16 protein-coding genes are annotated in these 17,111 nt (G+C 64.8%); 9 read left to right on the top strand and 7 right to left on the bottom strand.

The window, feature by feature from the left end:
- Positions 1-47: 47 nt before the first annotated feature.
- From CXR29_RS17530 to CXR29_RS00345, 5 genes are all read left to right on the top strand, one after another.
- The gene (locus tag CXR29_RS17530) at positions 48-485 is read left to right on the top strand and encodes an AbgT family transporter (protein WP_241241523.1); all 438 of its coding nucleotides are present in this window, start codon (positions 48-50) and stop codon (positions 483-485) included.
- Positions 476-1,291, top strand: coding sequence for an AbgT family transporter (locus tag CXR29_RS00360; RefSeq protein WP_241241522.1), 816 nt, complete (start codon positions 476-478; stop codon positions 1,289-1,291). The genes CXR29_RS17530 and CXR29_RS00360 overlap by 10 nt, the downstream gene beginning before the upstream one ends.
- A 363-nt stretch (positions 1,292-1,654) precedes the next feature.
- Positions 1,655-2,269 carry a DUF6230 family protein gene (locus tag CXR29_RS00355; protein WP_101555055.1) on the top strand — a complete coding sequence of 205 codons (615 nt, stop codon included), beginning with the start codon at positions 1,655-1,657 and terminating at the stop codon, positions 2,267-2,269.
- Entirely contained in the window at positions 2,269-2,913 is a 645-nt protein-coding gene (locus CXR29_RS17415) for a DUF6114 domain-containing protein (protein ID WP_206516238.1), read from the top strand. Before CXR29_RS00355 ends, CXR29_RS17415 begins: the two co-directional genes overlap by 1 nt.
- Entirely contained in the window at positions 2,910-3,761 is an 852-nt protein-coding gene (locus tag CXR29_RS00345) for a hypothetical protein (protein ID WP_101555056.1), read from the top strand. The genes CXR29_RS17415 and CXR29_RS00345 overlap by 4 nt, the downstream gene beginning before the upstream one ends.
- Positions 3,762-3,856: 95 nt before the next feature.
- Here CXR29_RS00345 and CXR29_RS00340 read toward each other — a convergent pair whose 3' ends face one another.
- The 3 genes from CXR29_RS00340 to CXR29_RS00330 all read right to left on the bottom strand — a co-directional run bounded on the left by CXR29_RS00340 (position 3,857) and on the right by CXR29_RS00330 (position 6,890).
- Positions 3,857-5,530, bottom strand: a complete 1,674-nt coding sequence (locus CXR29_RS00340) for an alanine/glycine:cation symporter family protein (RefSeq protein ID WP_127363543.1) — start codon at positions 5,528-5,530, stop codon at positions 3,857-3,859.
- A 126-nt stretch (positions 5,531-5,656) separates the two neighbouring features.
- Positions 5,657-6,457, bottom strand: a complete 801-nt coding sequence (locus tag CXR29_RS00335; protein ID WP_127363542.1) for a type 1 glutamine amidotransferase — start codon at positions 6,455-6,457, stop codon at positions 5,657-5,659.
- A 22-nt stretch (positions 6,458-6,479) separates the two neighbouring features.
- A complete protein-coding gene (locus CXR29_RS00330; protein WP_127363541.1) occupies positions 6,480-6,890 on the bottom strand; it encodes a DUF2871 domain-containing protein in 411 nt (136 codons plus the stop codon).
- A gap of 145 nt (positions 6,891-7,035) precedes the next feature.
- On the opposite strand from CXR29_RS00330, the gene CXR29_RS00325 reads away from it, so the two are divergent.
- Positions 7,036-7,521, top strand: a complete 486-nt coding sequence (locus CXR29_RS00325; protein WP_127363540.1) for a hypothetical protein — start codon at positions 7,036-7,038, stop codon at positions 7,519-7,521.
- Positions 7,522-8,127: 606 nt separating this feature from the next.
- Complete coding sequence (locus CXR29_RS00320; RefSeq protein ID WP_127363539.1) at positions 8,128-9,738, top strand: nucleobase:cation symporter-2 family protein; 1,611 nt, start codon at positions 8,128-8,130, stop codon at positions 9,736-9,738.
- A 119-nt stretch (positions 9,739-9,857) separates the two neighbouring features.
- Here CXR29_RS00320 and CXR29_RS17410 read toward each other — a convergent pair whose 3' ends face one another.
- From CXR29_RS17410 to CXR29_RS00300, 4 genes are all read right to left on the bottom strand, one after another.
- Positions 9,858-12,152: an HNH endonuclease signature motif containing protein gene (locus CXR29_RS17410; protein ID WP_206516237.1), complete on the bottom strand. Its 2,295-nt coding sequence runs from the start codon at positions 12,150-12,152 to the stop codon at positions 9,858-9,860.
- A 178-nt stretch (positions 12,153-12,330) separates the two neighbouring features.
- Entirely contained in the window at positions 12,331-13,008 is a 678-nt protein-coding gene (locus tag CXR29_RS00310; RefSeq protein WP_101593860.1) for an HAD family hydrolase, read from the bottom strand.
- Between the two features lie 33 nt (positions 13,009-13,041).
- Positions 13,042-13,791, bottom strand: coding sequence for a M50 family metallopeptidase (locus CXR29_RS00305; protein ID WP_101593861.1), 750 nt, complete (start codon positions 13,789-13,791; stop codon positions 13,042-13,044).
- Between the two features lie 133 nt (positions 13,792-13,924).
- Positions 13,925-15,019, bottom strand: coding sequence for a Gfo/Idh/MocA family protein (locus tag CXR29_RS00300; RefSeq protein ID WP_241241521.1), 1,095 nt, complete (start codon positions 15,017-15,019; stop codon positions 13,925-13,927).
- A 198-nt stretch (positions 15,020-15,217) separates the two neighbouring features.
- Here CXR29_RS00300 and CXR29_RS00295 point away from each other — a divergent pair, with 198 nt between their 5' ends.
- Together CXR29_RS00295 and CXR29_RS00290 are read left to right on the top strand one after the other, a co-directional pair.
- On the top strand, positions 15,218-16,120 hold the full coding sequence (locus CXR29_RS00295; protein WP_127363538.1) for a PhzF family phenazine biosynthesis protein: 903 nt from the start codon (positions 15,218-15,220) through the stop codon (positions 16,118-16,120).
- Positions 16,117-17,088, top strand: coding sequence for an isoprenylcysteine carboxylmethyltransferase family protein (locus CXR29_RS00290; protein ID WP_127363537.1), 972 nt, complete (start codon positions 16,117-16,119; stop codon positions 17,086-17,088). The genes CXR29_RS00295 and CXR29_RS00290 overlap by 4 nt, the downstream gene beginning before the upstream one ends.
- The last annotated feature ends 23 nt before the right edge of the window (positions 17,089-17,111 follow it).

Raw genomic sequence — 17,111 nt, 5'->3', positions numbered from 1 at the left:
CCCTGGTGGACCCTGCCCGAAAATCCTGCCTGAACTCTCAGGAGCTCATGATGAAACCGACCCAGACCGCCGATACCCCGCAGACCGACCAGCAGGAGAAGCTGCCGCTGGTCATCCGCGCCCTCAACGTCATCGAAGTCGTCGGCAACAAGTTGCCGAACCCCTTCTGGCTGTTCTGGATCCTCGCGGCGATCCTCGCCGTACTCCGCTTCGTCCTCTCCCTCGCCGGCGCGGGAGTCGAGGATCCCTATCGGACCTTCCCACCACTCATCACGATCATGGTCGTCATCATGGGTGTAGCCCTGGCCGAGCGCGCCGGCCTGCTCTCGACGGCGATGAAGGTCTCGATCGCCCGCGTCCCGGCCGGACTCATCGTCTTCACGGTCGCATTCATGGGCACGATCTCGGCAACTGGTACTTCAACATCGCCAGCTCCATCCTCCTGGCCGTCGTCATCACCATCGTCACCGAGGGCGTGCTCATGAAGCGCGACAACCTCGACGCCGACGAGGATGCCGAACACGAAGACCTCGTCATCACCGACACGGAGCGGAAGGCTCTGCGCTGGTCGATGTTCGCCGTCATCGCTGCGATCATCGCCATCGTCGTCCTCGTCGTCCCCGAGGGAGCGCCCCTGCGCGGCGAGGGACCCTTCGGCGAGTCCCCGTTCCTCACCGGAATCGCGTTCCTCATCGCTCTGCTCTTCGGCATCGGCGGCATCGTCTACGGCTTCCGCGAAGGCACGATCGAGACCTGGTCGGACGTGCCGAAGCTCATGGGGCAGGGCCTGGCGTCGATCGCCGGGGTCCTCGTCCTCTTCTTCGCCATCGCCCAGTTCCTCGAGTACTTCGCATGGACGAACATCGGCATGCTCGTCTCGGTGTCCGTGTCCGAACTCTTCACCGGCCTCGGCCTGCCGACCTGGGTGGTGTTCATCCTCGTCCTGCTCGTGCTCTCCGTCGTCAACGTGCTCATCACCTCCGGCTCGGCGATGTGGGCGATCATGGCTCCGGTCACCGTGCCGCTGCTCATGCTGCTCGAGGTGCCGCCGGAGACCTCGGAGGCGATCTTCCGCATCACCGACTCGCGGTCGCCGGCCATCACCCCGATGAGTCCGTACTTCATCCTCGCGCTCGGCTTCATGCAGAAATATCAGAAGAACGCCGGCATCGGTACGCTCGCATCGCACACCCTGCCGTTGGCCGTGTGCATGACGATCAGCTGGAGCCTGCTGTTCTTCCTGTGGTGGGGTCTGGGCATTCCGCTCGGTCCCGATGCCCCGGTGCGCTGACCGCGTCCGCTCCGGTATCCCCCGCCGAGGTGTGAAAGCTGAGTTTTGAAAGTTTTGTTCACGCCCCGCCCCGCGGCGGTTCCCTTCATCCGGGTGCGCGTTTCAGCGCCATCGAGTGCGGGCTCGACCATCGCCTCAGACAATCAGAGCACATCGCCTGATCTGGGAAGATGCCAGTTCATCCGATCTGACAGGTCGGCTTTGCCCACTGGTGTGCGGTCACCCGAACCCTGCCCCGTGAGGATGCCGTCGGAAAAAGCTGTTGACGCTCAAACTTCACCCGCGATACTGTCCGGTAACACCCCGTAGTAACTTACATCACACGCTGATGCCGACCGTGCTGTCGGTGGTCAAGGAGGATCAATGAAGTTCCGCAATCCCAGCCTCATCCGCAGGCTCGTCTCATCTCACGCCGGTCGCATCGCCATGGTCGCGATTCCCACAGGCGTCGTCTCAGCGATGCTCATGGGCGGGGTGGCCCAGGGTGCAGTCCCGGTCTCATTCGCCGTCTCGGGTACACAGTTCAAGATCTCGTCGTCGCAGCTCGAGGGCACCGGCTTCTCCCAGTACAGCGGAGTCGCCAAGGACGCCGAGGGCGGCAAGCACGCCGTCGTCACCGCGAACATCAAGGATGCGACCCTGGAGAACCTCTGCCAGTCGGCCGTCCAGGAGACTCCTCTGGGCAAGGTCGGCGTCCTCATCAAGGCGGGCGGAAAGGGCACCCCCGCCTCGGCGAAGGATCTGCAGATCGGCATGACCGGCCTCAAGGGAGACGCGGAGTTCGAGAACATCCGCATCGGCGTCGATGCCTCCGACGTCAACACGAAGGCCAAGGGAAGCAAGGGCGACTTCGCCCAGGACTCCGACACCATCTCCATCAAGGACCTCAAGCAGGACTCCTGGTCGACCACGGCCTCGGTCTTCACGCTCAAGGACATGTCGCTGAAGCTCACCGACGGATCTGAGCAGTGCGACTGATGAGGAACTCAGCAGCCAACGGGCAGCCGACCGATGAACGGGAGGCCGCCGAACAGGAGGCAACCGTGCAGAAGACGAGCCTGCTTGCGCTGTCCCGTCGGAGCCGACGCGCCGAAGAGCACAGCGGCTCCTCCGATTCCGGCGTCGAGACGGCAGAATTCGCCGTCCCGACGCCGGAGGCGGGGGAGGCCGACCGAAGCGAGGAAGTGCAGATGACCGACGATGCCGCGAAGCGTCAGGGATTCAAGCACTGGCGTCGGCAGCGCCCCTTCATCGGAGGTGTGATGGCCGTCCTCGGCGGAATCGAACTGTTCTTCTCCGGCCAGCTGGACCTCGGCAACATGCAGATCCAATTCGGCATCGAGGGACTGCAGGCGACCGTCGTTCCGATCACCATCGTCGTGCTCGCTCTGCTATCGATCTTCCGACCCGCGCACCATGTGTTCTACGGGATCATCGCCCTCGTCCTCGCAGTCTATTCACTCATCGGAGTGAACCTCGGCGGGTTCATCATCGGCATGCTGCTGTCCACCATCGGGGCGATTCTCGTGGTCGCATGGATGGGACCGCGCGGGCCGAAGGAGTCCGAAGGAGTCCGAAGGAGTCCGAAGGAGTCCGAAGCCGCTGAGGGGGAGACTGCATGAGGGTATCCAGCCGCCGCACGGCCTCACTCCTGGCGGCAGCTGTCCTGATCCTCCCGACGACGCTCGGGGCGGGATCGGTTGCAGCCGCCCACTCGTCGCCGCTGTGCTCGCTCGTGGGCACCTGTGATGACGATGATTCCGCCAAGTCAGAGGACCAGGACCCCGCACCTGCGGGAAGCCTGTCGCCCGGAATGCCGGTGAAACCGAGCGATCCACCGACGGCGGACCCGTCGCTGCCCGCGCCGGGCCCCACGGATGAGCCGAGCGATGAACCGAGCGAGGAGCCGACGGAGGAACCCTCCGACGATCCCACGGACCCTGGTGGTCTGGGACTCGATGAGCCCAGCGACGACCCGACCGAGGATGAAGACTCGGAAGAGGGCAACGGCGAGTTCCCGTCCGATGCACAGATGGACACGAAGGCGCCGATCTTCACGAAGACTCCGGCTGCCATGGGCTCCGAGGGCCTGTCGTTCAAGGGGCTCAAGGGAATCTCGTTCGTCTCGGTGCCCACCGCTGACGGTGGGTCCATCGTCGTGCTGAAGATCCAAGCCGATGAGATCAAGATCACCGGCTTCTCACTCACGGTGAGGCCTCCCAAGGAGCACGAAGGGCTGGTGACGAAGGCCGACACGATGACGCTCAGTGGCGATGTCACTGTCTACATCGGGTCGATCACCGCCACGACGAAGGACGGAAAGTCGCTGACCATCGGGCCGGAGACCCCTCCGCCCATGGACGACGTCGAACCCGGACTGCTGCGCGTGACGATGGGGCTCGTCGGATCCACCGCCGATTCGATCGCCTACACGAACACCGATCAGAAGCTCAAGAAGGCCGAAGACTGACCTGCCCTCACCGAGGCGGTCCTCCTTCACCGTGGAGAGGGACCACCCGATGGGGTCGGGCTCAGCCCAGACGGAAAGGCCCGAAGGCCGCGGACTCAGTCCGCGGCCTTCTTGCGTTCCTGCTTCTTCCGACGCAGGGTGTCACGGACGTCGCGCAGCTTGTCGCGTTTGCGCCTGCGTCCCGCCTCGGCGGCCCTGATCTGCTCCGGTGTGGGTTCGTGATCGCCCATTCCGACTTGGAGTTCGACAGGGGTGATCTCCTTCATCACACCGGCGTCGATCTTCTTACGCAGCCGCAGGATCTCGAGGCGGAGGATGCGGGCAAGGAAGTAGATGCCGAGCAGGTTCGGGAAGGCCATGAGGAAGAAGATCGCGTCGGAGAAGGCGATGACCGAGTCCAGCGACATCGAGGCGCCGACGATGACGGCGAGGATCCAGAAGATCTGGTAGGCCTTGTCAGCGGCCTTCGAGTTCTTCGTCAGGTAACCCAGCGCCTGCTGCCCATAGTAGCCGTAGGCGAGGATCGTCGAGAAGGCGAAGAGCACGACGGCGATCGTGAGCAGATAGGGGAACCAGCTCGACACCTCACCGAAGGCCTGCGCGGTCAAGCCGATTCCGTCCTCGGTGCTTTCGGTGTAGAGACCGGTGGTGATGATGGCCAGCGAGGTCAGAGTGCAGATGATGACGGAGTCGATGAGCGGCTCCCACATCGCCACGAATCCTTCGGTGGCCGGCTTCGTCGTCTTCGAGGCGGCGTGGGCCATGCCTGCCGAGCCGATTCCGGCGGCGTTGGAGAACAGCGCACGCTGGATACCGACGATCGCCACACCCACGGCGCCACCGGCGACTCCGCTGGAGCTGAAGGCTCCGGTGAACATGAGTGCGAAGGCGTGTGGGATCTGCCCGGCGTTGAGGATGAGGATGACGATGATCGAGACGAAATAGAGGATCGCCATGAGCGGAGTCAGCCTCGACGTCCACTGTCCGATCTTCTTGATCCCGCCGAGGATGACCAGGGCGGTGAGCGCAGCGATGATCGCACCGATGAGCCAGAGTTTGTCAGCGAAGAAGCTGTCGTCGCTGCCGGTGGCCTGAACGATGATCGCGGCCGCCTGGTTCGCCTGGAACAGGTTGCCGGCGCCGATGACGCCGAGCACGGCAGTGAGAGCATAGAACCCGGCGAGGAACTTCCCGAGCTTGGGCCGACCGACCTCGGCCAGCCCGGCCCGCAGGTAGTACATGGGACCGCCGGAGACGGTGCCGTCCTCGTTGATCTGCCGGTATTTCACGCCGAGGGTCGCCTCGGCCATCTTCACGGTCATGGCGAAGAAGCCGAAGATGATGATCCACAGGGCGGCACCGGGGCCGCCGATGGTGATCGCCACGGCCACGCCTGCGATATTGCCCAACCCGACGGTGCCCGAGAGCTCGGTGGCGAGCGCTTGGAAGCTCGAGACCTGGCCCGGGTCGGTCTTGCGCGTGAAGCGACCGCGGATGATGCCGACGGAGTAGCGGAGTCCGGTGATCGGTTGGAAGCGGAGGTAGACGGTGAGGAAGACGGCCGCGGCCATGAGCCAGACGACGATGAGCGGGATGCCGATCGAGCCGATCTGGAGCTCGAAGAAGACGATGCTGCTGAAGGCCTGTGCCGCGGGACCGAGGAAGGATTCGATGGCCTCGTCGACGCCGGCGGCGGCAATGTCGACCCCGGTGGCGGCAATGTCGACCCCGGTGGCGGCCTGGGCGAGATGTTCGGTTAGTGAAGTCATATCTGCGGGCGCGAAGTTGCGTTTCGTCCGGAGGATTGGTCCGGGACCGGCACCCGTGATCAACGTAACAATCGCCGGACTGATTTTCAGCTTTCGCTCAGATAAAGCGCCTTGTTCACATGCTTCTCACATGCTGAAGGGCGCATCTGGCCTGGACGTCTCGGCCGCACGTCGGCCTTCGAGAAATGCGAGGAACGACCGAGCCAGCCGCTTCCCGTTGTCGACGAGAGCGGAATCGTGAGCCTCGACCTCGGCGATGATCGAGTCGTCGGTCTTGCCGGCCGGCAGGGCCAGGTCGTTGCCGTTCAGCCACCGGGAGATCTGCGTGGCATCGGTTTCCGGATGGAACTGGGTGCCCCACGCGAATTCGCCGAGACGGAAGGCCTGGACCGGGGCGTCGGAGCCGGTGATGAGGAGTTCGGCTCCGGTCGGCAGCGCCATCTCCTCCTGGTGGAAGAGCACGGACGGCAGCGACTCCCTTTCGGTCGACGCGGCACCCGCCGATCCGACACCGGCCAGTGCGCCGAAGACAGGGTCGGTCTCCCCCGCCGAGGTGGCACCCAGTTCGTAGATCCCGATCTGCGGGTGCGCCCGCCGGGTGATCGGAGCATCGCCTGCCACGGCAAGCATCTCCCCGCCGAGGCAGATGTTGAGGCTCGGGAACTCCCCGCCGATCGAGCGGCGAAGCAGGTCCCTGACCTGCGGGAACCAGGGGTTCTCGGCGTCCTCGGTGGGTCCCGCGGACCCGCCGAGGACGATGAGGGCGTCGAAAGCACCGAGCGCCGGGATCACCTCGCCGAGGTAGGGCCGGGCCACCACCACCTCGGCGCCGGCTTCTTCCAGCCACTGCCCGAACCGCTCGGGCCCGGTGCCGCGTTCGTGCTCGATGGCGAGGATGCGCACTCGGCCCTGGGAATCACTGCTCATGGCACCATTGTCACCCAACCGATCAGTCGGCCACGACCTTCGTCCGCAGGGCGAGGAAGAACAGGACAAGGCTGACGGACAGGGCGATGTGGCCGAGGCCGGCGATTCCGGCGATCATGGCATTCGAGTCTTCACCGAGGACGGTGAGCGAGCCGTGCCAGACCATCATTCCGGCCGTGAGGATCACGCCGACGTTGTAGAGCCAGAAGAACCACGAGAACAGCTTCGAGCCGGAGAGCCCGAACACCTTGTCGAGGGCGAGGATGATGAGGAGGACGATGAAGCCGAGTGCGAGCAGGTGCGTGTGGACGAGGCCGAGCTGCGTGAACTCACCGGAGGGGAAGTCGTTGGCCTTGGTGAACTCGCGGTAGAACAGTCCCGAGAGGACGCCGATGATCATGTACGTGAACGCTGCGTTGAATATCTTCTTCATGCTTCCACTTCATCAGCGCGCGGGCGCGGTTTCCTGACCCACAGGATTGAACTGCATCCCCAACTTTCGATTGATATTCCATCACACAGGGCCCTGAAGCCCCGAAAATCGGCTCCGGAGCCGACAATCCCGCTAGCCTGGTGGCATGGCCCTGGAGAACCTGCTTGCGAAGATCGACCGCCTCGCCGGCGGCAGGAAGGCCGGCATCATCGTGCCCGCAGACGGTCTCGAGCAACCGAAGACGAAACGCGCCTTCGCGTGGATCACATGGCTGCTCGTGTTCGAACTCGTGCTCGGCTTCGGTGCCGTGGTCTACGCAGTGCTCATCGCCAGGGCCGGCGAACCGGTGCCGTTCGCCGTGTGGATGCGCACCCTCGTCGTCCTCGGCATGACCGTGACTCTCTTCTACTTCTTCTGGCGCGCAACGAAGGGCTTCTACTGGGGGTACCAGCGCCTGCGCCTGTTCACGCAGATCTTCCCCGTCATCACCCTCGTCATGGCCGCGGTCCCCGGCCTCTACCCGGTCTGGATGATCACCGAGCAGATCGTGTTCAGCCTGGTCATGATCGGCGTCGGCGACTTCCTCACCGGCGACCACTTGCGCGAGGTGTTCCGCAAACCCGAGGACTGAGCTGCCGGCTGCCTTCCCGAGCCGCCCGGTTCGGATCGACACCGGCGCCGAGGTGGACGGCCAGCGGATCGCGCAGCCACAGTCGGTCTGTCGGAGGGTTCTCGCCGGACGGTGTGCCGGTTCCGCTGTCGGTCATCGTGTCGCCTCTCACTCTTGAACCGTGCGCGTCGAGCGCGCACTATCGGGTCGAGCGCGCACTATCGGTCAGTGGCGACAGAACTGGGGCCGACGCCACCAGCTCAGGTTTTCCGGCGTCTGCTGCTCCGCCGGTCGGTATCCCATCGGGATTCTTCGACTGTACCCACTGGTCGGCGAGACGGTAGGATGATCCAACACCGTCCAACTGAGCGAACGTTCAGTAGATCGTCGGGGGATGAGCACACGACTGCCGTGAACTCTGGCATGTGCCGTGGGTCACTAAAATGGCTTGCGGGCCGAATGGTACTCCTTTAGAGTTTTACGGTAGGCAAATTTCCTTTCGCATAACGGAATTATGCAACCGGTCCCTCGGTCGAATCGATACCCGCTCGCACGCTACACCGGCCACTGAGGTCGGTCAGTCACAGTGAGTTCTTCGCTGCGAGGACGCACTCAATGGAGAGATAGATGTCGGTATCCCATCAATCACCCAGCGGCGACCGCAAGACCGCGACCGCGAGCAAGTCGGCCCGTCCGGAGGACGAACGGCTTCCTGTCGGCAGCTTTTTCGCCTACGGGTTGCAGCACGTGCTCACCATGTACGGCGGAATCATCGCGGTCCCCCTCATCATCGGCAATGCGGCCGGCCTCGACGGCAACGGCATCAGCCTCCTCATCGCCTCCTGTCTGTTCATGGGCGGTCTGGCGACGATCCTGCAGTCGGTCGGAGTGCCGTTCTTCGGCTCGCAGCTGCCGCTGGTTCAGGGTGTCTCGTTCGCCGGCGTCGCGACGATGACGTCCATTCTGGCCGGCGGCGGAGGCCTGCCCGCGGTGTTCGGGTCAGTCCTGGTCGCCTCGGTGATCGGACTGATCGTGGCCCCGGCATTTGCGCTCATCGTGAAGTTCTTCCCGCCGGTCGTCACCGGCACCGTCATCACCACGATCGGTCTGTCACTCATGCCGGTCGCCGCGGGTTGGGCCATGGGCGGGGACGCCGAGGCCGCTGACTACGGCAGCATGCGCAATATCCTCATCGCCGTGGCCACGCTGGCCATCGTTCTCATTCTCAGCCGAATTCCCGTCGCCGCGATCTCGCAGCTGTCGATTCTGCTGGCCATCGTGCTCGGCACCATCGGATGCCTGATCTTCGGCTGGGCGGACTTCTCCCATGTGCTCGATCGAGGCGTCTTCGCGTTCCCTGAGCCGTTCGCCTTCGGCATGCCGACTTTCTCTGCCGCAGCGATCATTTCGATGTTCATCGTCATCATCGTCACCTTCGCCGAGACGACTGCGGACATCATCGCCGTCGGAGAGATCGTCGACACTAAGGTCGATTCCAAGCGCATCGCTTCGGGTCTGCGTGCTGACATGCTGTCATCGGCAGTGTCGCCGGTCTTCAACTCCTTCACTCAGTCGGCATTCGCACAGAACGTCGGACTGGTCGCCATCACGGGCGTGAAGTCACGCTTCGTCGTCACAGCCGGTGGTGCGATCCTCGTGGTCCTCGGTCTGCTGCCGGTGATGGGCGGGGTGGTGGCCGCGGTGCCGACTCCGGTACTCGGCGGAGCGGGAATCGTCCTGTTCGGCACGGTCGCCGCGTCGGGCATTCGCACGCTGTCAAAGGTCGAGTACGAGGGCAACCTCAATATGATCATCGTGGCGGTCTCGCTGGCCTTCGGCATCATCCCGGTCGTCGAGCCCGATTTCTACAACGCCTTCCCGAATTGGGTCGGCATCATCCTCCACTCGGGAATCTCGTCGGCCACCCTCATGGCAGTGCTGCTCAATCTCGTCTTCAACCACATCGGCGTGAAGACGAAAGATCGTTCGGACCGGTCGGTCTTCGTGGCCGGCACCGGGCGCGTCATCCGCAAGGAAGAGCTGCAGCGACTCCTCGACAACGAACCCGTTCTCGCCGAGGGCGACACCGTCAAGGACGGCAAGATCATCGACTGCAACGGAGAAGAGGTTCCCGTCGTCACCGAACAGCAGCACAAGAAGGTCATCGACGCCGCACAGAAAGGTAAGGTCCGCAGCCAGGACGACGTACGCCGCCTCATCGCCGAGGACGGCAACTGAGGTCGGACACGAGGACGAGAGCTGGAACCGCAAAGACCGTTCGGACCCCGGTCGCCGTCTGCGAAGGCGCGCGGCCGGGGCCTCTTGCGTAACTGGCTGCCGTCATAGCCCGGCTGCCGTCAGAACGGTGGCGGATCCTTGGAGTCCCAGTAGTTGTTCCACTCCACTCCTCGGCCGGGCTTCGATTTCTGCGACCGGCGAGGCGCTTCGTCGGTTTCGGTACTCGAGACTCCCCCTGCTCCAGGCGTCGGGACACACCCGTCCCCTGGTCCGGAGTCCCCTGGCTCGGAGTGGCGGGATGGCCCCGAGTCCTCGACCCGTGCCGCCGGACTCGGATGGCCGTTGTCACGAAGCTGTTCCGTGGTGCCGGGGTTCCGGTCGTCAAGCAGATTCGGCAGGTGGTCATAGTTCTCCACCTGACGGGCATGCTCGGCGTTGATCGGGTTGTCCGGCGGATACATTCGTCCGACGACACCACGAGTGAAGGAATACTCCACCGCCCCGTCCTCGGTCATTCGGACCGAGAACCGGCGGTCGGTCTTCGCCTGGTGGTCGGGTTTGCACAGCGGGTGGAGGTTCTCGAACGTCGTCTGACCGCCCCGGGCCGGATCGGCATGGTCGAAGGGGATGATGTGGTCGACTTCCGACGTCTCTGCCCTGCGAGTGCAGCCCGGAGCAGAACAGGACTGCCATTTGCCGACCAAGGGCGCGCGCACGTCCGCAGGGATGTGGTAGCTGCGTGAGCGAGCATCGATCGGCGTCCCGGTAGCGGGATCGGTGAGGATCCGGTGCCAAGTGGGGCTCTCACCTGCGAGTGCCCGTGCCGCGTCGGGCGGCACCGGTGTGCCGTCCGAGAATGTTCCGGGCAGCTCCGACTTTCCCACCGCGGTGAGATACGGAACCGTCACCATCATCTTGGCCTGCTCTCGGACCCACTGTCCGTGGGTGGGCATGACGAGTTTGATGGTGGTCTTCACGTCGGCGCCGGTGCCCGCCGCCTCTTCGGCTTCTCGCTGCGCTGCCTGCGCGGTGCGGTCGACCGCGGCTGCAGTGATCGGAGCTGCGGGGTCCGCGTCGTCGGCGGTCTCGAGCGCGACTTCCTTGGTGGTGGTCTCACCGGTTGTGGTGTCGTGGGCCGTCACGGCGATGGTCATCTGCGGGGTTGCCCGAGTGGCGATATCGAACATGAGGGCGGCAATGCTGTCCTGATCGGCGACTTCGAGGCCGGCGATGTTCTCATCGGTGAGTGCCGAGATGTTGCCGTTGCGGATCGCTCGGGCGAAAGCTTCGATGCGCAGGTAGAAGGCATTGAGTTCCACGGCAGGTCCGGACAGAGTCACCGAGGCGGTGCCGTCGGGGTAGGTCATGATGTCGACTCGGCGGCGCTTCTCGGCCAGTTCGGTCCTGTCGTCGACCGGCACGATCGCCGCGATCTTGAGATTGAGCGACTTCCTGAAGGTCTCCAGGGTGATATCGGCACGGCGGTCACCCAGGTAGGCATCAAGGCGCGGCAGATACTCGAAGGCAACGTCCTTGATGGCACGGGTCGCTGCAAGCACGTGCTCGATCGTGAACTCACCGGCCAGGCAGCGCTGTAGGAACTTCGGCAGTCCGAATGCCAGTGTGACGGCGTTCGTGATCTCGTTGTAGGCACCGTCGCTCGACGAGCCGAGGACCGTGGTCAGCTCGGCGATCTCCTCGCGCGTGGCGAGGTCGTGGACCCAACTGTTGAAAGATTTGTGCAACCCGAACTTGGGGAAGTTCGGAAGCGAACTCGCCGACGGAGGCTGCGACTGCTCTCCGGTGCTCGCCTCGGTTGTGGAAGCATCATCGGTGCTTCCATCGACGCCCAGTTCAGCGGCTCCGTCCGATTCATCGGCCGCGGCGGCAGCGGCCGCGTCGGCAGCGACGTCGGCACCACCGTCGGAAGCATCGTCCGCTTCGGCGCCATCGTCGGCGGCAGCACCTGCGGAGGCGGCGGCGTCATCAGACTCGTCGAGAGGGCGGCCCTCGAGGACGAAACCGGTGGACGTCCAGGGGTCCACGAAGTCATCCCTTTCGGGCAGCAGCCCATCACGTGCCGTGATGAAGCGGCCGACTGTCTCGGTGAATGTCGCGTGGTAGTAGATCTCGTCGCCGAAGGCATAGCGGAGCTTCTCGAGTGCATCGGACAGGAACAGCCCGGCAACGGCTTGGAGCTCAGCGAGACGAACGCCCGTACTCAAGTGAGTCAGGCTGACGACCACAGCCATCGGCGAATCAGGGTCGACGTCGAGACGACGGGGTGAGTCGGGGCCGACCAGAGGCACCTGAGGCGACGAAGCAGGGTCCGCCGAAGTCGCGGGCGAACCGGAGACTGATTCATTCGAGGCATGCTCGAGGCCGCTGTTGCCCGGATCCTGAGGATCCTTCATCGGTCTCGCCGCCTTTCACGTCGATGTGAATGCCTTGTAACGATTCTACCGTCAAAGAGAAGAAATGAAAGTCACAGTTCGATTACACATCGATTGTTTCTAATTTTCAATGATGTTTGCTGTTCTTTGATGACACACTCTTGTCTCCGACAAAGAGCCACCCGCACAAGTCGGGCACCTATTCAGCCAGCAGACCGGGCAGCTGCTCCATCTCGCTGAAGGTCTCGGCAGCACCCGCAGCCAACAGCGTGTCCGCACTCTGATGCACCGAAGAATCCGGGCAGAACCCGAGCACATGGGATCCGGCCGCAGCGCCGGCGATCACCCCGGTGGGGGAATCTTCGATCACGGCCGCCTCGGCTGGGTCGATGCCCCGGGAAGCAGCCGCCGCGAGATAGACGTCGGGGGCGGGCTTCGACTTCGGCTGCTCCATGCCGGAGAAGATCCGACCCTCGAAGGCATCGAAGAGGCCGATCTTGCGCAGCTGCAGCTCGATCTTCGGACGATCCGCTCCCGACGCGCAGGCGATCCGGCCCGGGTAGATCTCGGCAACGCGCTCAACGGCATCAACGACTCCCGGAATCGCCTGGAGAGAGGCCTCGAGCTGGGCATTGCGCTGCCGCCGGAACTCGGTCATCCACTCCTCGTCGATGCGGAATCCGGTGTGCTCTTCGATGACGTCAGCCTCGTCGCGGAGCATCTTGCCGACGAAGCGCGCAATGCATTCGTCGGCGCTCAGCTGCCAGCCGAGCTCCTGCAGCATCTGATGGAGGACACCGTTCGTGGTGCTTTCGGAGTCGACGAGGACTCCATCACAGTCGAAGAGGATCGCAGAGTATTTCGGAAGTGGGGCCATACTCCGATTCTGCCGGCCGGCACTGACGCACAATCACACCGCGCCGACCGACACCGCTGTATACAGCACCCGCGCGGTGGCGAGCGCGCAGACGATGATGATCAGCGCAAACAGCGTCAGCCAGGCACCGGAGGGCAGAGCCGAGCCCTGCGCGAGGATATAGGCATCGGACTGCTGCACATGGCGCCGGCGCGTGTGGACGCGGATGACCTTGACGAGGTCCTTGAGCGAACCGATCGTCAGCGCCGTGCCGAGTGCGGCGACGAAGACCGAGATCCATTCCAGAGGCAGGAACACGACGACGAGCTGCGCCGCGATCGCCGTGATCACGGCGATGACCGCGCCCGCGAAGTTCCGGATGAAGATGAGCGCGACCAACAGGATCAGCGCGCCCACCGACAGGGCCAAGGGGGCCCAACCGAAGACCGCCGAGGTGGCCAGGACGAGTCCGAGCACGCCCGGTGCCGGATATCCCCAGAACCCCGCCCATGTGGCGGAGAAGCCGACCCGGCCGAAGGAGTTCATCTGTCCCGAATGGTCGAAGTTCAGCGAGATCCCCTTGACCACGCGTCCCGTCATGAGGGCGGCGAAAGCATGACCGAGCTCGTGGACGAAGGTCACGAACAGTCCGAAGAACCTCCAGATCCCTGGAGTCAGCGTCACGACCAGCGGGATCCCGATGACGAACACGAGTCCGAGGACGTCGAGTTCGAGTCCATCCTGCCGTCCGAAGCCCGAGGTGATGGCGTCCCACCACGTCGCCGTTGCCTGCTTGAAGTCCATAGCGGCCCAGTGTACGAATCGCTCCTGAGCGGGACCCTCAGGACCTCCTCAGCGATTCGGGAGGTCACGATGCCCATGGTTCGGAAAGTCGGTGCGCCCATGGTTCGGGAGGTCGGTGCGCCCAGACTGACAGTTACTCGACGTCGACCCAGGAGCGTTGCCGCACCGACCGGAGCACGGCCTCCGTCACAAGCACGGCTCGCACCCCCTCTCGCAGGGTCGGCAGACCTTCGGGTCGCTCGCCGGCGAAGTAGGCATAGGAGTCGGCGACGAATGCGTTGAACGCATCCTGGTAGCCCTGCGGGTGCCCGGCCGGAACCATGCACAGTCGCGCGGCATCGGCAGACAGTGAGTCGGGATCGCGGACGAGGAGGCGGCTGTCGGCGCGCCGACCGAACCACAGCTGTTCGGGCCGCTCCTGCTCGAAGCGCATGCTCGCCTCGGTGCCGGCGATCTCCACGGTCAGTCCGTTCTTGCGTCCGGGAGCCAGCTGGGACACCAACAGGGAACCGATGGCACCGCCGGAGAACTCGATCGTCACGGCCACGGTGTCCTCCGTGGTCACCGCGGTGCCGCCTCGGCGAGGGTGAACGGTTCTCGTCGTCGCCACCAGGGACGATATCCGGTCGTCGACGATGAACTCGATGAGGTCGACGAGGTGGGAACCGATATCGGCGAATGCCCGCGAGGGGCCGCCGCGCCCTGATTCGACGCGCCAGTTCTCGTCGCCGGCTCCGAGCAGCCAATCCTGCAGATATGCGGCGTCGACGGTCAGCAGCGTCCCGGCCTGGCCCTCGCGGAACCGGGCGCGGGCTTCCCGCACCATCGGGTGGTAGCGGTAGACGAACGGAACGGTCCCCAGCAGACCAGCTTCCTCGGCGCGGGCCAGTACGGCACGCGCAGCAACCGAATCAGTGGCCAAGGGCTTCTCGCAGATGATGTTCGATCCCGCGTCCAGCGCCTGCAGGGACTGCGCGGCGTGGACGTCGTTGGGGGTGCAGATGTGGACCGCATCGAAGGTGCGACCGAGAAGTTCGTCGGCCGTCGCCGAGGTCTCGAATCCCAGTTCGGCCGCCGCTTGTGCCGATCTGTCCGGCCGTGACGATGCGACCGAGTCGAGCACGGCTCCGGTCGAGCGTGCGGCACGACTGTGGACGCGGCCCATGAACCCGCCGCCGAGCATTGCGATGCGCAGATCCCGTCCCCGCGCTGAGTCACCTGAGAGCATGCCTCATTATGCAATCACCCTGACCGCCGAGTCGACCGTCCCGCATTCCCGCAGCTGACGCCCCGCAATCCCGCAGCTGACACCCCCGCGACGCCGGGAGCCAATCCACGAACGCTCCGGCCTGGGCCTTTACACTGTGAGAAGCGCCCGCGCAATCCCCCGCTCGCCGCGTGGTCCGCATCTTGCGAAGGAGTGTCATTGTCACAGCACCGCCGATTCGCCCAGGTCGATGTCTTCTCTGCCGTGCCCTTCCAGGGCAACCCCGTCGCGGTCATCGTCGATGCCGATGGCCTCGATGAGTCGCAGATGGCTCGCATCGCGAACTGGACGAACCTGTCCGAGACCACCTTCGTCCTCCCGCCCGACGACCCCACCGCCGACTACCGCCTGCGCATCTTCACCCCGCACCGGGAGTTGCCCTTCGCCGGCCACCCCACCCTCGGTTCGGCCGCGGCCTGGCTCGACGCCGGAGGCGCCCCGAAACACGAGGACCGCATCGTCCAGGAATGCGGTGCCGGGCTCGTCGACATCCGCAGAACCCCTCGCCGAGGCGGCCCGACCGACCCGAGCGCCGATTCCCTGACCACGGCGACCGCCGAACCCTCCGAAACTCTCGCCTTCGCCGCCCCCGACCGCCTGCGCTCGGGTCCGCTCGACGACGCGTACGTCGATCAGATCGCGGTCGCCCTCGGCGTCGACCGCTCCGAGATCCTCGGCCACCAGTGGGCCGACAACGGCCCGGGCTGGGCGGCCGTGCGGCTGGCCGGCGCCGAGCAGGTGCTCGCGCTGACCCCCGACTTCTCGGCGATCCCCGATGCGAAGCTCGGCGTCCTCGGCGCCCACCCGGAAGGGTCGGAGCACGAGTACGAGATCCGCGCCTTCGTGCCCGGAGTCGGCGTCGCCGAGGATCCGGTGACCGGCAGCCTCAACGCCTCCGTCGCCCAATGGCTCATCGGTGAGAACCTGGCCCCGAACAGCTACACCGCAACCCAGGGAACCGCCCTCGGTCGTTCCGGAGTCGTCTCCATCACGGCCGAGGACGACGAGATCTGGGTCGGCGGAGCCACGTCCGTCTGCATCCGCGGGACGGTGCACACATGAATCGACATCTCACCGAAGTGAACAAACCGAAGAAACGACTGCGCATCTTCCACGGCCGCATGTACTTCGCCCTCCAGGCCCTCGCCGGAGCGGCGTGGTGGCTGGGCACCGCGATGATCCCCGGGGTGGCGACAGCGACGCTCGGCGGCATCAATCCGCTGCTGATCGCGATCGTCGACATCCCGCTCTTCGTCATCGCCTCCGCCCTGGCCGCGCTCAACGTCCGCTGGGCGGTGTGGATCGCCACCGGCTGGACCGTGCTCGTGGCGCTGGCCATGGTCATCTATGCCACCGCCACCACCGAGGCGGGGCTTGGTGCCGTACTCATGATCCTCGCCGCGATCGGCAGCCTCCTCGCCGGGGTGCTCATGATCGTCGGCCGCATTCCGTCCGAGAAGCTCCTCATCGGGCCTTTTGCGTTCCACAGCTCTCACACGCGGGTGCGTTCCCGCCTGCTCGTGCACACCACGGTTCAGATCGTCGTCTTCTGGGGCGTCTTCCTCATCATCATCCCGGTCATCATCAATGCCTTCGAAGACCGGTGGAACCTCGCCTACAAGTTCCCGATCCTCCTGGTCGTCGTCAGCTTCGCCCTGCTCGCCGTCTCCAGCGTCATCGGCGTGTGGTCGGCGCGGGCGATCGCGAACTTCGGCTCCGGCACTCCGCTGCCCTCGCAGATGGCCCATCACCTCGTCGCTCGCGGACCCTACGCCTTCGTCCGCAACCCGATGGCCATCGCCGGCATCGTCCAGGGTGTGGCGATGGGTCTGCTCATCGGCTCGTGGCTCGTCGTCGTGTACGCGCTCATCGGCTCACTGCTGTGGAACTGGTTCATCCGCCCGCACGAGGAGACCGACCTGCTGGAGCGCTTCGGCGACGAATACCGCGACTACGCGAAGCGAGTGCGCTGCTGGTGGCCGACCTTCTCGACCGCCGATTCCGATCCCGACCTTGTCGACGAGGACTGATCGGCCCACGCTCAGGCGTGAAC

The organism is Brevibacterium linens (assembly GCF_003999335.1).
GTDB classification, from domain to species: domain Bacteria; phylum Actinomycetota; class Actinomycetes; order Actinomycetales; family Brevibacteriaceae; genus Brevibacterium; species Brevibacterium linens.
Note: the sequence above shows the minus strand (reverse complement) of the source record. Positions and strands in the feature narration are given on the sequence as shown.

Coding starts and splice junctions, on each gene's coding strand:
- CXR29_RS17530 (WP_241241523.1), top strand. CDS start 48: ATGATGAAACCGACCCAGACCGCCGATACCCCGCAGACCGACCAGCAG.
- CXR29_RS00355 (WP_101555055.1), top strand. CDS start 1,655: ATGAAGTTCCGCAATCCCAGCCTCATCCGCAGGCTCGTCTCATCTCAC.
- CXR29_RS17415 (WP_206516238.1), top strand. CDS start 2,269: ATGAGGAACTCAGCAGCCAACGGGCAGCCGACCGATGAACGGGAGGCC.
- CXR29_RS00345 (WP_101555056.1), top strand. CDS start 2,910: ATGAGGGTATCCAGCCGCCGCACGGCCTCACTCCTGGCGGCAGCTGTC.
- CXR29_RS00340 (WP_127363543.1), bottom strand. CDS start 5,530: ATGACTTCACTAACCGAACATCTCGCCCAGGCCGCCACCGGGGTCGAC.
- CXR29_RS00335 (WP_127363542.1), bottom strand. CDS start 6,457: ATGAGCAGTGATTCCCAGGGCCGAGTGCGCATCCTCGCCATCGAGCAC.
- CXR29_RS00330 (WP_127363541.1), bottom strand. CDS start 6,890: ATGAAGAAGATATTCAACGCAGCGTTCACGTACATGATCATCGGCGTC.
- CXR29_RS00325 (WP_127363540.1), top strand. CDS start 7,036: ATGGCCCTGGAGAACCTGCTTGCGAAGATCGACCGCCTCGCCGGCGGC.
- CXR29_RS00320 (WP_127363539.1), top strand. CDS start 8,128: ATGTCGGTATCCCATCAATCACCCAGCGGCGACCGCAAGACCGCGACC.
- CXR29_RS17410 (WP_206516237.1), bottom strand. CDS start 12,152: ATGAAGGATCCTCAGGATCCGGGCAACAGCGGCCTCGAGCATGCCTCG.
- CXR29_RS00310 (WP_101593860.1), bottom strand. CDS start 13,008: ATGGCCCCACTTCCGAAATACTCTGCGATCCTCTTCGACTGTGATGGA.
- CXR29_RS00305 (WP_101593861.1), bottom strand. CDS start 13,791: ATGGACTTCAAGCAGGCAACGGCGACGTGGTGGGACGCCATCACCTCG.
- CXR29_RS00300 (WP_241241521.1), bottom strand. CDS start 15,019: ATGCTCTCAGGTGACTCAGCGCGGGGACGGGATCTGCGCATCGCAATG.
- CXR29_RS00290 (WP_127363537.1), top strand. CDS start 16,117: ATGAATCGACATCTCACCGAAGTGAACAAACCGAAGAAACGACTGCGC.